This is a genomic window from Nostoc sp. UIC 10890, assembly GCF_054786515.1.
Genome location: NZ_JBSGKF010000001.1, coordinates 5,826,456 through 5,843,106, shown reverse-complemented (window position 1 = coordinate 5,843,106; position 16,651 = coordinate 5,826,456). Strand labels below are relative to the sequence as shown.

The following is a 16,651-nucleotide window of genomic DNA, read 5'->3' as shown; positions in this document are numbered from 1 at the left end:
ATCAAAACGAGTAAGATTTTTAACCAAGAATATCCTGGTTCTAGCTAAGAGAGTGTCAATTAATTTAGTGAAAATTAGTGAAAAATGTAAAATTCAGGTTTATTTCAAGTTGACAAATTACTCCATCATCATCGGTCAGGAGTCAAAAGTTTTGACTCCTGACTCTTGATGATTGAGTAGGCAATAGTTAATAGTTAACCGCCACGATTCAGTGCCGTCTCTACCTGCTGTAACTCTTTCTCTAGACGAGTTTTGAGTTTTTCGGGTACGGGACGGTTTGGGTAAGAACTGTAATGTCCAGCCAGGGAGTTGAGGGCTGTTCGTATGGTTGTAAAGGAGCCAAGACCAGAAACAGAGTTAGCCCGTTGGTAACGAGCTGAAAAGTCATTTATTTTTTGACGCGCTTCTGCTTGAATTGCTGCTTTGTCTGGCGAATCTTCTGATAGTTCTAAAGCTTGTCTCATGATATTGACTACAGCCAAGGTGTCTTGGCGGTAATCTCCACTTAAACTATCCGGACTACCAGAACAGCCCATTAAGCCGATAGCTACAACCAAAACCAGCGCAAGCAAACGCGACCAATAGCGCTTCATATGCATTAAGTAAAAGTATACGTAAATCAACGTCCATCCTATCTTGGATTGGTAACTTGGGGATCAATTGAGTGCTGAGTGGGGAGTGGGGAGATGGGAGAGACAAGGAGAATACCCCATAACAAATGACTAATGACCAATGACTAATGACCAATGACTAATGACTAATGACTTTTTGATAAAGAGTCTCCCGTTGTTGGTAAGGTCGTCCTAAAGAAGCGATCGCAGCTTGCAAGGTTTCCACTTCCATACACGTACCGCCCAAAGCTCCTGCCATTGTGGTAATGTGTTCCTCCATCAATGTGCCGCCGATATCGTTGCAACCCCAAACTAAGGCTTCCGTCGCACCTGCAAGCCCCAGTTTTACCCAACTCTGCTGATGGTTAGGAATCCAATTACCTAAGTAAATCCGCGCCACAGCCCCTAAAAGTAGTGCATCACTCAAAACTGGTTGATCGCGTCCGACACGACGACGTAAGGATTTGGGTGCTTCTTGCCCAACGAAGGGTAATAAAATAAACTCTGTAATCCTTGCTGGATATCCCTGATTGATGGCGGTTTGTTGGAGCGATCGCAATTTTTCTAAATGCCCGATTTGCTGTTCGTGGGTTTCAATATGCCCAGATAACATGGTGCTAGTGGTATGCAATCCTAATTTATGAGCGGTGCTGACAATTTCTAGCCAAGTGGCTGTATTAATCTTCTCTGGACATAGTATCCGCCTTACTTCATCGTCTAACACTTCCGCTGCTGTTCCCGGCATTGAACCAACACCAGCATCGCACAAAGCAGTAATCACATCAGCATATTCAAGTCCGTCAAGTCTGGCGATAAATTGCACTTCCTGGGGAGAGAATGCGTGGAGATGTATCTGGGGAAATTCCTGTTTAATCGTTTCTACGACCTTGAGATAATAGGGCAAAGATTTGCCGTTTACCTGCGCTTGCGGATTTAATCCCCCCTGCATACAGATTTCCGTCGCACCTCGGCGCACTGCATCTGTCGCTTTTTCCAAAATTTGCGCCGAATCTAGCCAGTATGCATCGGTATCACCATCATCTCGACGAAAAGCACAAAAACTACAGTGCTGCTCACAAATGTTAGTAAAGTTGATATTGCGGTTAATTATATAGGTGACAGTATCGCCTGCCTGTGTTTGGCGAAGTGTATCGGATGTAGTACGTATTGCTGCGATCGCCTCCGGGTCAGTTTGTTGTAACAATACCACCCCCTCTTCGGGAGATAAGTCGTACCCCATCAAGGCACGTTCCAGAATCTTTTCAACAGCAATTTTTGTTAGCATTACTTTCTTAATTTCTGAGTAAATCTTAATTTTATCAACAATAATTCAGAACTCAGGAGCGGAGCCAGAGACGCTCCGCCTCCAGTCAGAATTCAGTATGAATGAGAGTCTATCTAAGTGATAACTATTGGTTTAAAATTTCCCTAAACTTTTGGTAAGACTAGTATTAAATAATATTTTTTAATAAAACCTAAAAATGCTTATCAAAATTTATTTAGCCGCGATTTATATTGTTTATAAACCAATTAAATACACTACAGATTAACGCTACTTACTTGCTGGCGTTTATATCCAAGGTGCTATTATACTCATTGTCTGTACTCTAAGTACTGACAAGGTAATAAATATATTAACAACAAGCATGAAACAGTTAGTTTTCTCTCAATATTATTTATAGGATGAATAGCGTTAAAATTCCGGAAATTTGGCTGGATTTTTCAGCTACTAATTCTCACTTTACCTAGATTTAATAACTTCAGTAGCAATTTTGAAGCACTATAAAATTATTGACAATAATTATTAATTCCTCTAATATTTAAAAGCAATTGAAAATCTTTTGCAATTCTTTTTGGCGCTAACCGTAATTAAATGTCATGCCCAACAACTCCGCTCTGGGTAACGGAAAACCGTGGAGCCGCCGTCAATTACTGAAGCTGGGCCTAGCAGGTGCTGGAGTAACTGGTGCAGCTGGACTTTGGCAGATACTAAATCTACAAAGTCAGTCAATCGTCAAAGTGCCACCACTCAATATAGAAGCACCAGACGACGTTACTAACCCGATGAAGATGTTAAGGGATTTTGATTATGGGACGGTGAAGCAAGAAAATGGGCGGACTATCCGGGAATTTCAGTTAACTGCGGGTACTTCCATCATAAAACTCAATAGTGCTGTCTCTTACAACATCTGGGATTTAAACGGTCGGATACCAGGGCCAACGCTACGGGCAAAACAAGGCGATCGCATCCGGGTATTATTTCTCAACAACGCGGGGCATTCTCACTCTTTACATTTTCATGGTGTTCATCCAGCAGAAATGGATGGTATTCGCCCAGTTAGCAACGGCAAAGCCACGATTTACGAATTTGATGCTGAACCTTATGGGGTTCACTTATACCACTGCCACATCGAACCAGTCACCCGCCACATCGCTAAGGGACTGTACGGAATGTTCATCATCGATCCACCTACTCCCCGTCCCCCGGCTGATGAAATCGTATTAGTGATGGGTGGGTATGACGTGAATGATGATAGCCATAATGACTATTACGCCTTCAATGGTCTGCCCCACTATTACATGCATCATCCCATTGGGATTTACAAAGATCAGTTGATTCGACTATATGTCCTCAACATCATTGAATACGATCCGGCAGTAACGTTTCATCTCCACGCCAACTTCTTTGATGTCTATCGCTATGGCATGAGTATGACTCCTAGCGAAAAAAGTGATGTGATTACGATGGGTGTAGCAGAAAGGCACATCTTAGAATTTGCTTTTCGCTATCCAGGTAAATATATGTTCCATCCCCATCAGGATGCGATCGCAGAAAACGGTTGCATGGGTCAATTTGACGTACTTGCTGAGAGGATCTCCCAAAATCCTATGAAAAACTCCTGACAATATTATTTAGTATTCGTAATTAATTCATGAAAATTTTAGAGAATAGTTGATAAAAAATATCATTATATGCAACAGTAAAATCTATGACAATCTGTCAAACAAACTAGATCCTAGTAGTCTGTCAATAAATAATTGATGGATAAATTCCCTGTAGAGACGGCGATTTATCGCGTCTCTCTAACCGTCACAATGAATTTGACAGACCACTAGTAATAGTTTGAAATTTTTCAATTAATACCTTTTAAGTTGTGTGAGAAGCAAAAATGATAAAACTTCGTTATATCTGTTTAACAGCAGCAGCAGCATTAATAGTTACCTTGAGTTCCTGTACTAGTACACCGACCGCAGAAAATCCATCGACACCAGTTGCTAGCCCTCAAGCTACAGAGGCAGCAAGTAATAACACTCATACTGGTCACGGTGGCAAAGAAAAAATTAACATTAACAGCGCTATATTGTCAGAATTGGATAAGTTTGAAGCCAAGCTAGGTATCCCAGCTTTATCGAACAAAATCCAGGCAGCTCGTCCTTATGGTAGCCCAGAAGATTTAGTTACTAAAAAAGTAATTACTCAAGAACAGTTCGACCAAATTAAAGACCAGGTTGGTGTTCAAGAAGTAGTACTCACAGGTGAGGCAAAAGATGTTGACTATATGTCTAAATTAGGCTTAATGAAAGGGCATCTTTTAGTAGCACGAGAACTTCTTGATCAGAACCAGCCGAAACAGGCAGAACCTCATATTGGGCATCCAGTTGAGGAGATTTACGTTGACGTAGAAGATCAACTTAATGAGCGCAAAGTTAAAGAATTTAAGACAACTTTGGTAAGTTTGCAAGATTTAGTGAAATCTAGTCCAAAGGATAGCAAAATTAAAACTAACTTTACCTCTTCAGTGCAAGCAGTTGATGGAGCAATCGCAGCTTTGCCAGCAGACGAACGCTCAAAACCAGGATTTGTACTACAGGTGATTAACGAATTGCTAGATTCAGCTAACTCCGAATATGGCGCTGCGATCGCAGATGGTAAAATAACCGCACCAATTGAGTATCAAGACTCCCGTGGTTTTGTTGTTTACGCCAATGATTTATACAAAGGAATTTCTAGTCAAGTAGCTCAAGCAAATCCCGAAGCACACAAAGCGATCGATGCTAGTTTCGCTGAACTCATAAAAGTTTGGCCCACCGCCATACCACCAGCGAAAGCAGTCAAAACACCTAATGATGTTACCAAACTGGTGAAAACCATTGAGGAAAACTCTCAAAAAGTCGTTGACAAATCCAATACCCAAGCACAGCAATAACATTTTGATTTAATGGGAAGTATAGGGTAAGGAGTTTAAAATAGTTAAGAGTTAAGAGTTATGAATTACGAGTTATGAGTTATGAGTTATGAGTCCCAAACTCCTAACTTCTAACTCCTAACTTCTAACTCCCAACTAATTACATTCTCTTCGTTACTTGAACTAACAGCTGATGCAAGAACTTGACCATAAAAAGACTATTGACCTGCTCAACGCCATCATGGAATTTGAACTAGCAGGAGTAGTGCGCTACACACATTATTCTTTGATGGTAACTGGCCCTAACCGTATTCCAATTGTGGCTTTTTTTAAAGCACAGGCAAGTGAATCTTTACTTCATGCCGAACAAGTGGGAGAAATTCTTACCGGTTTAGATGGGCATCCCTCCCTGAAAATTGCCCCAATGGAAGAAACTTATCAGCATAAAGTCAAGGATATCTTGGAAGAAAGTTTATCCCATGAAAAAAAGGCATTGGAACTGTATAAAAAATTGCTCGAAACTGTCACCAATGCCAGCATTTACCTTGAAGAATTCGCACGCGGTATGATTGGACAAGAAGAGATGCATAATCTCGAATTGAAAAAGATGCTACGCGATTTTAGTTAATAGTCATTAGTCCTTAGTCATTGGTCATTAGTCATTGGTTATTAGTCATTAGTCATTAGACAAAAACAAAGGACAAAGGACTAATGACAAGGGACTAATGACAAAGGACAAAAGACAAAGGACAAAAGATGAATTTTAGTACTGCTCTACCTACTTTTGTAATAACACTTCGAGAAGGAGTGGAAGCTGCCCTTGTTGTTGGTATTGTACTAGCTTTGCTGAAAAAAGCTAAACAATCCCGACTCAATTCTTGGGTATATGCTGGTGTCGGCGTTGGCATTGTCGTGAGTGCCTTAATAGGCGTGTTATTCAGTTGGATAATTCAAATACTGGGAGCTGCAAATCCTCAATACACCACTGTAGTTGAGCCAGCTTTGGAAGGTGTATTTAGTGTATTAGCGATCGCAATGCTCAGTTGGATGCTAATCTGGATGACTAAACAAGCCAGATTCATGAAAGCGACAGTTGAGGGAGCAGTAACAGAAGCGCTGACACAAAACTCAAATGCTGGTTGGGGTGTTTTTACCTTAATTTTAATTGCCGTTGTCCGCGAAGGCTTTGAAACTGTTCTATTTGTTGCAGCTAATTTTCAACAGGGATTAATGCCAGCGTTGGGCGCTATTGCTGGTTTGGTAACGGCATCCGCTATTGGAGTGCTGCTATTTAAATGGGGTGTCAAAATTAACATCCGTCAGTTTTTCCAGGTAATGGGCGTTTTATTAGTGTTGATTGTCGCTGGGTTGGTAGTTTCAGCCTTAAAACATTTTGACGAAGCTGTGGCTAACCTTGCCCTTAGCAGTCGCGCTACAGAAAACCTTTGTTTCTATTACGAACATTTTACAAAAGTCCACTCTTGTATTTTGGGGCCAATGGTTTCCAATACTTCCACAATCTTACCTGACGAACAGTTTCCTGGGATTATTCTCAAATCTTTATTTGGTTATAGAGACAATCTCTATCTTGTGCAAGCAGTAGGATACGTGACATTTTTACTCACCATTGGAGGACTGTATTTCCGCAGTCTTGGGGGTGCTTCTCCTGAAGGTAAAAAGAATATCCCCTTTGGTCAAAAACCAATTAGTCCTGCAAAAGATTAAAAGCACAGTCGATTTTATATTTCTTGCCTAGTTCCCAGTCAGAGACTGGGAATTCCTATTGGGAGGCTCCGCTCCCCTATTCATGAATGACAAGCATTTCAAAATAGAACCTAAAACAGGATTTTAAATTATATTTATTGAGCTAAGTACCCTATGGTGCAAACAACGCTTGCTTAAGCTGCTGACAAGCCTTTTCGATTGCATCTATACTACCTGGATTTACCAGACCAAAATAATCAAACACATAGACTCGGTTATTTTTAGTTGCTTGCAATTTCTGCCAAAAAGCTTCCTTTTTCAAAGAATCTAAAAGCGCTACTTCAGAATTTCCTTGTGGAGGATTAACTAAAATTATCACCTCTGGATTTGCTTCTAAAACTTTCTCAGCCGAAAGCGTCACGTAACCACCAACTGGGCTTTTTCCTTGTAAATCTGCTGCTATATTTTTCGCCTGGAATTTCGCCAGTAAATCCCCTGCCCAACTGTTTTTATTCGGCGCTAGAATTGGTTGACGACTAACCAGCGCTAGAGTAGAAGGACTCTGAGTTGGCTTATCTGGCAAGAAAGTTTTATAACGATTTAATAAAGGCTGAGGATCGGCATTAATTAACTCAGCCAGCTTTTTAGTAAGTTCTTCTAGAGATTCCCAGCTATTCACCTTAGTGAGCAAAGTCGAAATTCCTAGCTGCTGAAGTTTTTGAATTGGGATGTTAGAAAAACCTTCAGCACCAATAACTAAATCTGGTTTTAGTGCTACCACTTTCTCTAAATTTGGCGGACTTTGACCTTCGCTAACGCGGGGAATATCCTTGAATCTTGAATCATTCTTAAATAATTTACTCCCAGTAATTCCAACAATTTTTGTTGGTTCGAGTCGAGAGATAATATCAGCAGAAAGAGAAGAAAGAGTAACAACTCTTTTTGCCGAGCCTTTTGATAATTGTTGAGAGTTCGCGTTAGTCGCCTCAGTGGTATTTTCCACTTTGGTTTGTGGTTGCTGAGTATTTGCAGTAGTGCAAGCAACTAAAACTATACTCAACAAAATTGCTAAAGCAGATAAGAGCCAACGACGATGCATATTAAAATTCCTTATATGAGTGAGAATGGTATAACATTAGCATTCGTAATTCGTAATTACTAATGATGCTATCAGTTGAATTACGAATTACGAATTACGAATTACGAATTATTAATGTAATTTTTCCAATCCCCAGTTAAACTTACTTCGTCTCCATCCAATTGTCACCGACACGCGCCTCCACAAGCAAAGGCACACTCAAATTCGCTGCGTTTTCCATCACCGATTTAATTTGTAGTTGTAATTCTTCCCACTCATGAGTGGGGATTTCAAACACTAATTCATCGTGAACTTGCAACAACAAACGCGCCTGATAGTTCTTCAGAACCTCATGCAATCTCACCATTGCAATTTTGATAATATCAGCGTTAGAACCTTGAATTGGTGCATTAGCAGCAGAGCGTAGTAAACCTGCATCATAAGCACCTAAATTCTTCAATTTACTCAGATCAATATCTTCTGGATTACTGCCTTTTAATTTACGTAAACTGTTATTAGTAAAATCAAAGTAACGACGGCGACCAAAAATAGTTTCTACATAACCAAGTGCGATCGCTTCTTTTTTCACTCGTTCTAAATATGCAAAAACTTTTGGATATCGTTCATTAAACCGCTTAATGAACTCGTTGGCAATGTTTTTATCTATCCCAGTTGAGCGCGAAAACCTGAGAGAACCCATTCCATAAATCACGCCAAAATTGATAGTTTTTGCCATCCCTCGTTCTTCTGAGGTGATATTTTCTTTTTCAAATACTAACCGCGCGGTAACAGTATGAACATCTTCATTTTGCTGATATGCTTGCACTAATATCGGCTCTTGACTCAAATGAGCCAAAATTCGTAATTCAATTTGTGAGTAATCAGCAGCCACCATTAACCAACCAGATTCTGGCAAAAATGCCTTACGAATTTGGCGACTAAAAGCTGTACGAATGGGAATATTTTGTAAATTCGGATTAGAAGAAGATAACCTACCAGTTGATGTCGCTGCTTGATTAAAATCAGTATGTACTCGCTGGGTATCTGGACGCACCAATGCAGGTAATGCATCAACATAAGTAGACTTTAATTTAGATAGAGTACGATACTCAATGATCGCCTCAACAAACCCAGTGTTATCGTCTTCTTGAAGTCTTTCTAGTGTTGCTGCGTCTGTAGAGAAGCCCGTTTGTATTTTACGAGAATGTTTGGTGCTTAACCCCAGCTTTTCAAACAATATTTGGCTCAATTGTTTAGGAGAACCTAAGTTAAAATTTTCTCCAGCTATTTCAGTTGCTTCCTCTTTTAACCTGGCTAACTCAGTTTCTAAATGCTGTGAAAGTTCTTGCAAATAAGCTGAATCAATACGAACACCTGTGTATTCCATTTCGGCTAAAACTGCTTCTAGTGGCTGTTCCACTTCTGCTAACAGCTTAGACAAAGACGGAATTTTCTCCAGATCCTCACGCAATTTTGCCACTAAACCAAAGGTAGAATAGGCATCCATCCCGCAGTAATCAGCGACAGCCGGAATATCTATATCAGCGATAGTTTTGCCTTTAGGAACTAAATCTAAGTAACTTTTAGCTATCAATCCCAAATATCGCTGCGACAAATCCATCAAGTTATGACTTGAATCGGGATTTAGAATGTAACTTGCCAGCATGGGATCAAACACTACACCCGCCAAATTAATTCCTTGACACCTGAGAACTAATCGGTCAAATTTGGCATTTTGTAAAGCTTTTGGATAATCCGCACTTTCGAGAATTGGGCGTAATACTTCTAACACCAAATCTTTATGCAAATTTTCTCCAGTTTTATGCCCCACAGGAATATAGGCCACCTCATCTGGTTCCATTCCCCAACAGCAACCAATTCCTACTAACTCAGCATCTCTTGGTTCTAAAGCGGTAGTTTCAGTGTCCCAAGCAACGGGTGTTTCTAGATTAGTGAATTTTTGCAAAATTTTCACTAACTCAGTTAATTTAGCTTCGGTATTGATGATACGTGGTGTAATTGGAGAAGTCGATTGTTGTGGAACTGCTGCTGTATCACTAGCACTGAAAAACCACAAATCATTATCTTCATCACCACTGAATTCTGAGTTAGTAGACTTGGAATTATTTACGTCTGTTTTAGTTTCTTGCTTTTCTTCAACTTTGCCACCAAAACGCTGCTGAAGGTCGTTTATCCTGCCTAAAAAAGACTTAAATTCTAATTTTTCTAAAATTGGTGATAAGACGCTTGTATCAAAGCCTTTTAATTTGCAATCTTCTAAATTAAATTCTATCGGAACATCTAAAACTATAGTTGCCAAATAGCGAGACTTCTCGGCATCTTCTTTACCCGCTGCCAGTTTTTTCTGAGTTGCACCTTTAATTTCATCTAAGGCAGCATAAACATTTTCAAGTGAACCGTATGTATTCAGCAGTTGTACCGCAGTTTTTTCTCCAATTCCCTTGACACCAGGAATATTATCTGATTTATCACCACAAAGAGCTTTGAAATCAACAATTTGTGAAGGGAAAACGCCCATCTTCTCTTTGACTTGTTCTGCTTCAAATTCTGTGATGCTATTTGTGGAGCGTTTTAGAGCATCTGGACTAAAATTCAGAACAGTAATTTCTTTGTCAGAGTCGATTAGTTGAAATAAATCGCGATCGCCAGTCAGTATCTTCACCCTATACCCAGCAGCAGTTACTCGCTGTGCTAAGGTTCCCAAAACATCATCAGCCTCAAAACCAGGGGCAGTGAAAAAGGGTAGATTGAAGCCATTCAGCAACTCATGCAGGTTTGCTAAGTCGGGAATGAAGTCTTCTGGCGTTTCCGGGCGATCGGCTTTATAAGTCTCGTCGGCTTCGTGGCGAAAAGTTGCCTCAGCCAAATCAAAAGCGATCGCCATTGCTTCAGGCTGTTGTGTTGCCATTACCTCCAACAGGCACTTCACAAAACCAAAACATATACTGGTAGGAATCCCCGTTTTGGTACGCAGTCCTCCATCTCGCCCTTTGGCGAAAGCAAAGTATGAACGATAAGCCAAGGAGTGTCCATCTACGAGGATGAACGTGGGGCGTGTTGCAGTTGCAGAAGTGAAAGTTTCAGACATAGCCCTATTTTAGCCAGAAGCCTTGTCACATAGTTAGCAATTTCAGATGCTCGTTTAGCTTGGCTTTGGCGACAATAGCCCAATTTTTACGTACCAATTGCTCTTACATATCATTTTAGACAAAGCGATGTCTACGCATTTGTAGCTTTAGTACGGAAGCCAAGTAGAACCAACTTTTAGCAGGGATACTAGCCCAATTAAGTACGTGAGTATAAACATACTAACCAGATAGTAACTAGATCCCCGACTTCTGGTGATAAGTCGGGGATCTATCTCCTGAACCTTTTATGTTTAATTAGGTTGACCTAGCTTACATCTCAGGAACCAACAAAAACTAGCTTAATTTTTCGACATAATATTACCCTATCAAAGCCTCTTTGCCTTAACAAAACTTTATATATACCAATCAAAAAGTCTATTTGTCGAAGGAACTTAAACATAATAACTTTACATAAAGTTACGTGTATTTATCAAGACTACAAGCAAATTTTCAGAGTTAGAAATAAGTTAGTAATCCCGTAATGATTCGTTTCAGAAAAGCATCTCCATCATGACAACAAAACTATTCAACACTCTAGCTGCTGCCACAACTTTGGCAGGAATCGTTGCGACTTCTGGAGTAGCTAATGCAGCTTCTCTCTCGTACACTAGTTCCATTAATTACGATTTGACAGATATCATTGAAGCACCACTGAGCGTCCAAAAGTTTGACTCATCTTTAGGCACACTTCAAGGTGTAACAATAGAATTTACTGGCGATATCCTTGGAAATGCAGGTTTTGAAAATAGGAGTCAAACGGCGAGCCTGGTGGCATTAAATCTCACCAGCGAATTCAGCTTACAACTAAATAATCAGTCTCTATTTGCACTCAATCCAGGATATAGTTACAGTTACCAAACTGCTAAATATGATGGTATCACTGATTATAGTGGCACCTCTGGAAAGACTGTTTCTAACTTAACTGCCACACAATCGGGTATACAGTCTTTCACTAATACGCAATTCTTGCAGTCATTCATTGGTAATGGCAATATAGACTTTTTGTTCACAGCTTTAGCTGAATCAGTAGTTTCAGGATCGGGCAACATTAGATCCTATGTTGATACTTATGCCAAATCAGGTATCAAAGTAACTTATAACTACGATGATGTGAAATCAGTACCAGAACCCTCTGCCACTCTTGGAGTTGGTTTAATTGCTGGGCTTTGTCTGTTGTCACAACGCAAAAAAAGCTGGCTCAAGATGCCTAATTCATAGATTTTTTTGAATAGGTAGGTTTTTACCATCCCATCTATCAGTCAGTCTATTTAATTTAAATAAAAATGCCCGATTTTTTCGAGAATCGGGTTTTTTATTGCGCCTATTAGCCAGAATTTTAACAATTTAATTGTGTAACACAGCATCCTCACAGTATGGAAATTTGGTTGACTAGAGAAGCCAATTTTTTCTACTATTCCCCACTGGTCGCTACAGCCTGTTAACCTCTTACTGGAAGTTAAAATCTAGGAAATTATGCAGAAAGTATCTGCCACACATTTGGCATCTACCGATCATCAGGCTGTTGCAAAAGACATTAAACTACTAGTTTTGGATATAGATGGCACGATCGCCGGACACTCTAACACCATTAGTACAGGTGTCAAGCAAGCTATTCTTGCAGCGCAAGCACGAGGAATTCAAGTGGCGATCGCTACCGGTCGAATGTATCGTTCAGCTTTACACTTTCACCAAAACATCGGCTCTACACTACCATTAATGGCTTATCAGGGAGCCTGGATTCAAGACCCGAACACCCAAAAAATTCATCGTCATTGGGTTGTTTCCAGGGAAATTGCCCACCAGTTACTCGACTATTTTGAACAACCTGAGTTGCGATCGCTTCTATCTGTCCACTTTTACATCAATGATCAGCTATACGTCCGTGAGTTAACCAGAGAAACCCAAATGTATGCAGAACGTTCTGGTATCACGCCGATTCCTGTGGGTGATTTGCGTCAAGCCTTAACGAATGAACCGACAAAAATTCTTGCTTTGTGTGATGACACTGATGTGATTGACAAGCTATTAGGAAATTTGCGCCGCCAATACACACCCGCTGAACTTTATCTGACAACATCTGTTGCTACCTTTTTTGAAGCAACGAACGCCTCTGTGAATAAGGGTACTGCTGTACGTTACCTAGCCGAAGAATTATTAGGATTACAGTTAGCCAATGTTATGGCCATTGGTGATAACTTCAATGATGTGGAAATGCTGGAGTATGTTGGACTTGGTGTAGCTATGGGCAACGCACCAGCAGCGGTACAAGCGATCGCTAGGTGGGTAGCTCCTAGCGTAGAAGAAGATGGGGCAGCAGTCGCAATTGAAAAGTTTTTACTGTAGTGAGGGCACTTCTTTAAACCTAACCCATATAAATCAGAAAGGACACCGACGACTGGCCGTGTTTCGTCTCGGTGCCCTAGCTGGTTCGCTCCTCACACACCTGCTAATGTAGCCGAGGTGGTGCATTGAGTCAATAGCTATATTAAAGTTTTTATTTTTACCTAAGCGACATTACCGATTTATAACTCCACAGGCGCAAAAACACCCAGGTTTTCCTCTAGGACAAATCTTAATACTGACTGAGTAGCCATGAGCAATCCGAGTCTGGCTTGGGCTAACTCTGGTGATTTAATTTTTACCTCACCCCAAATCCGGCAATTAGACCAGAACTTTTCAAAAGCTTGGCTCAAATTCAGCGCCACTTTTTCCCATTTAACAGAACCGTTAACATCAGGGCACTCCATATCGTCTATCACTTGTATTAACTCGCCAATTAGCTGACGCTCATCTGGGTGATTTAACCGCAGTGTTCCGTCACAATTAAGCCAAGGTAGAGGGTTAGGAGAGATAACATCCCAAAAAGCTGAACTAGTATTTGGAACTGGTTCTCTAAGTTTAATCAACCCCTCTCGATGAGCTAAAAGCACTAGGGAACAGCAGCGTGCGTGAGCATATTGAACAGCAAATAAAGAATTGGGCGCTGAGGAGGCAGGAGGCAGGAGGCAGAAGTTGTTTAATTTTGAATTTTGAATTTTGAATTTTGAATTGATTTCTCTCCCTGCTCCCTGCTCCCTGCCCCCCATCTCCCCCTCTCCCCCCGAACTCCCGACTGCGAGACTTTGTAACCAAGTCGCTAAGGTTGAGTGAGTTAGTTCAAAATGTATCCAACCAGGGGGAACTATTTGGACGCTAAAAACGTCGCCACAGATCCCTGATATATCTGAGGCGATCGCACTGGCAAGCTCCATTGCTTTTCGATTCTGAGATTTTGATAGTCGCAGGGACACACTTGAGATGTATAAAACTCTATGATCATCTCTACCTTTATATAGAGGAATTTTCTCATCTTTTATGCATTCGTTTTCTGCTTTGTAAGTATCAATGCTTAGTGTTTTTATTAAATAACTGTACACTAGCAGCTTTATTGATGTATATTTGCTAATTGGTAATTTATAATGCACGTAATATTTCTTAAATCAGCATGTAAGATATATTTGTTACATTTCTGTCATCTATCTTGCGGTATAAATTTAATTTAGATGAAGAAAAATGAGAAGAGGATAAAATTTGATGAATAATCGATGAATAGTAAGTAAACTTTACTACCATCATTGTACAGTAGGAAGTATAACAAAAGAGTAGAGAGTAATTTGCTTTCTATTCTTTGGATTGGCTGGCGCTGTTAGGCGTTAAGCCTGCCTCGCCAACACAAAGACACTCCTTGCACCCTTTTATTTACGTCTTTGTCTTCAGCCGAACGCTCTTTGTTACCTATGCAATCTCCATCCTCCTTTTCTGAGGCATCACGGCCTTTTTTGACTTGGCAACGCATTCTTGACTGGGCTCAAGAACACTACCGCTGCCGCACCTTTAGCAAAGATGAGCGCATTCCAGCCCGGCCTGGATTGCTGTATTTGGTGCAAAGGGGTGCGATCCGTATGGTAGGAACCGCACAAGTTAGTGCGACTGCTAGTCAGCTAACGTCTCGACGAATCAACAGAACTCCAGAAGAAGCGTTCTTGGGTTTTGTGGGAGCGGGACAGCCATTTGAAATTGTTGCTCAATCACCATTCACACTCCAGGCTTACGCCCACGTTGATCAAACTGCGGTGCTGTGGATGTACTGGCACGATTTAGACAATTGGCCTCACTTTCGTCGCGAAGTTATGGATGCTTTTAGGTATCAGCACCAGCGTAAGCTGCTGTGGCTGAGTGCCTTGGGACAACGCCGCACAATTGACCGACTCTTAGGATTTCTCACATTGTTAATTGAGGAATATGGAGAGCCAGCAATGAGCGACACTGATCCTGATGTGATTCGCGGTTATTGTCTGCCCTTTCCCCTAACCCATGCCCAAATTGGTAGCGCGATTGGTTCCACTCGTGTCACCGTCACCCGCTTGATGGGTAAGCTACGTCAACGTGGCTTAATCCTGACTCAAGGGGATAATCTAATCTGCTTGCCAGCAGAATCGATTAATAGAGCTGGTTAAGGCAGAGTTCAGAGCGGCGATTTCCGCCACTCTGTCTTGAGTGAGATGGGCTACGCCCTATTGGAAGCGATCGCAGGAGTCAGCGAATTTTGACAAACCCTGCTTGGGTAATCAGTTCCTGTCCCTGCTCAGTCAGCAGTAAGTTGGCATAAGCGACACCTGCTTGCTGCTCAGTCTGATCATTCTGTTTGACCACCACAAACAGATTGCGGGTAATTGGGTATTTTCCTGATTGGAAAGCTTCGATGTTCAACTTGTTCCGTTTACCAGGACATTCAGACGGGAGGACAGAAGGTTCTTGGTATGGAGCAATGTATTGCCCTTGCGTCCGCCCCAACGGCAAGGCTTTGATTGAGCATTGAGGAATCACCTCTGGGGCAGAAGCGTAGTAGATGCTGCCAGGACTACCAGCCAATTTTTGCAAGGCTTGGGTGGTTGTGGAGATAAATTCCACATTGGAGCTGAAAGCTTGACCACCCAAGATGTCTTGGACAAAAAGTTCGACTGTACCGCCATCAGTAATGCGGCGGGAATAGGGCTTAATCGGGATATTGGGGCCGCCCACCTGGCTCCAATTATTGATTTTGCCTATGTAAATTGACTTTAACTGTTCTACCGTTAGTCCTGGGATATTCAGGTTGGGATTAACTGCAACCGCTAAACCATCAATTGCCACAGGAATTTGTTTTAAACTGAATCCACGCTGCTGGGCACGACTTAATTCTTGATCTAAAACTGGTCGAGAGGACTGGGTAAAGGCTAGTTGACCATCTATTAACGACTGGATGCCAGTACCAGAACCAGGAGATGCATTGCTGGGTTCTACATAACGCAGCCGTAACTCTGGTCGCGCGGCTTGAATTGCGGAATCAACTATTAGTCGAATCGGTGCCCAAGATGTACTGCCACCGTAATTGAATAATCCTGTGGGAACATCCTTTACTAAAGAGAAAGTCCCGCTGCTAGGTTTTCCTGATGCGGCTTGGGGCGTGTTGGTGTTACCAGAATTATTACCAGAATTAATTGTATTTAGCTCCAAACCAGACTTTCTACTGAACCACCAAAAACCACCAGCTATTAGCCCAACCGTAATCAGTATTGATAATACAAGAATAGGTATTTCATTTTTTTGGGACATAGTAAATTACCCCCGCGTCCATTCAATATAAGTGCTTGATAGGTGCTTGCTACTTGAGATTGTATTTGGAGGACGGGTATTTTATTAGCAAATTATGACAAATCCTAACTTCTGATTACTTTAGAAGCCAAGGTATAGTAAATTTCACCTAGATTATTTGTCTCTTGTCTCAAGGTTTGAGTGCTTGTGAGAATAAGTTGACAGTAAGATTTTTTCCCCATGAAGCTCAATTTCCCATGTTGAGAGCTTTTCCAGGTTAAGTATTGGTTAATTTTTAACTTTTTCTTA

The 16,651-nt window shown here is 41.2% G+C and carries 13 protein-coding genes; 7 read left to right on the top strand and 6 right to left on the bottom strand.

Translation table 11 applies throughout. The features are described 5' to 3' along the window. Positions 1-194: 194 nt before the first annotated feature. The gene (psb27, locus tag ACWATR_RS24275) at positions 195-599 is read right to left on the bottom strand and encodes a photosystem II protein Psb27 (protein ID WP_176726911.1); all 405 of its coding nucleotides are present in this window, start codon (positions 597-599) and stop codon (positions 195-197) included. Between the two features lie 151 nt (positions 600-750). After that, on the bottom strand, positions 751-1,896 hold the full coding sequence (cofH, locus tag ACWATR_RS24270; protein ID WP_460338108.1) for a 7,8-didemethyl-8-hydroxy-5-deazariboflavin synthase subunit CofH: 1,146 nt from the start codon (positions 1,894-1,896) through the stop codon (positions 751-753). Between the two features lie 593 nt (positions 1,897-2,489). On the opposite strand from cofH, the gene ACWATR_RS24265 reads away from it, so the two are divergent. The 4 genes from ACWATR_RS24265 (at position 2,490) to ACWATR_RS24250 (ending at position 6,523) form a co-directional block, all read left to right on the top strand. Then, positions 2,490-3,515: a multicopper oxidase domain-containing protein gene (locus ACWATR_RS24265; RefSeq protein ID WP_460338106.1), complete on the top strand. Its 1,026-nt coding sequence runs from the start codon at positions 2,490-2,492 to the stop codon at positions 3,513-3,515. 266 nt (positions 3,516-3,781) lie between these two features. Further along, on the top strand, positions 3,782-4,819 hold the full coding sequence (locus ACWATR_RS24260) for a helix-hairpin-helix domain-containing protein (protein WP_460338104.1): 1,038 nt from the start codon (positions 3,782-3,784) through the stop codon (positions 4,817-4,819). A gap of 172 nt (positions 4,820-4,991) precedes the next feature. Beyond that, entirely contained in the window at positions 4,992-5,426 is a 435-nt protein-coding gene (locus ACWATR_RS24255) for a ferritin-like domain-containing protein (protein ID WP_181929404.1), read from the top strand. Between the two features lie 128 nt (positions 5,427-5,554). Then, positions 5,555-6,523, top strand: coding sequence for an FTR1 family iron permease (locus ACWATR_RS24250; protein ID WP_460338102.1), 969 nt, complete (start codon positions 5,555-5,557; stop codon positions 6,521-6,523). Between the two features lie 151 nt (positions 6,524-6,674). On the opposite strand, the gene ACWATR_RS24245 is transcribed toward ACWATR_RS24250, so the two are convergent. Then, a complete protein-coding gene (locus ACWATR_RS24245) occupies positions 6,675-7,601 on the bottom strand; it encodes an ABC transporter substrate-binding protein (RefSeq protein WP_460338099.1) in 927 nt (308 codons plus the stop codon). A gap of 142 nt (positions 7,602-7,743) precedes the next feature. Then, entirely contained in the window at positions 7,744-10,689 is a 2,946-nt protein-coding gene (polA, locus tag ACWATR_RS24240; RefSeq protein WP_460338097.1) for a DNA polymerase I, read from the bottom strand. Positions 10,690-11,239: 550 nt separating this feature from the next. Here polA and ACWATR_RS24235 point away from each other — a divergent pair. Both ACWATR_RS24235 and ACWATR_RS24230 read left to right on the top strand, forming a co-directional pair. Further along, a complete protein-coding gene (locus ACWATR_RS24235) occupies positions 11,240-11,947 on the top strand; it encodes a choice-of-anchor E domain-containing protein (RefSeq protein ID WP_460338095.1) in 708 nt (235 codons plus the stop codon). A gap of 255 nt (positions 11,948-12,202) precedes the next feature. Then, complete coding sequence (locus ACWATR_RS24230; protein WP_460338093.1) at positions 12,203-13,072, top strand: Cof-type HAD-IIB family hydrolase; 870 nt, start codon at positions 12,203-12,205, stop codon at positions 13,070-13,072. A gap of 179 nt (positions 13,073-13,251) precedes the next feature. On the opposite strand, the gene ACWATR_RS24225 is transcribed toward ACWATR_RS24230, so the two are convergent. Then, positions 13,252-13,980 (bottom strand): DALR anticodon-binding domain-containing protein, encoded by a 729-nt coding sequence (locus ACWATR_RS24225; protein ID WP_460338091.1) that lies wholly within the window; start codon positions 13,978-13,980, stop codon positions 13,252-13,254. 525 nt (positions 13,981-14,505) lie between these two features. Between ACWATR_RS24225 and ACWATR_RS24220 the strand changes: the two genes are divergently transcribed. Continuing rightward, a complete protein-coding gene (locus ACWATR_RS24220; RefSeq protein WP_012412419.1) occupies positions 14,506-15,225 on the top strand; it encodes a Crp/Fnr family transcriptional regulator in 720 nt (239 codons plus the stop codon). 79 nt (positions 15,226-15,304) lie between these two features. Here the strand turns inward: ACWATR_RS24220 and ACWATR_RS24215 are convergent, their stop codons facing one another. After that, positions 15,305-16,363, bottom strand: a complete 1,059-nt coding sequence (locus tag ACWATR_RS24215) for a PstS family phosphate ABC transporter substrate-binding protein (protein ID WP_460338088.1) — start codon at positions 16,361-16,363, stop codon at positions 15,305-15,307. Positions 16,364-16,651 lie beyond the last annotated feature (288 nt).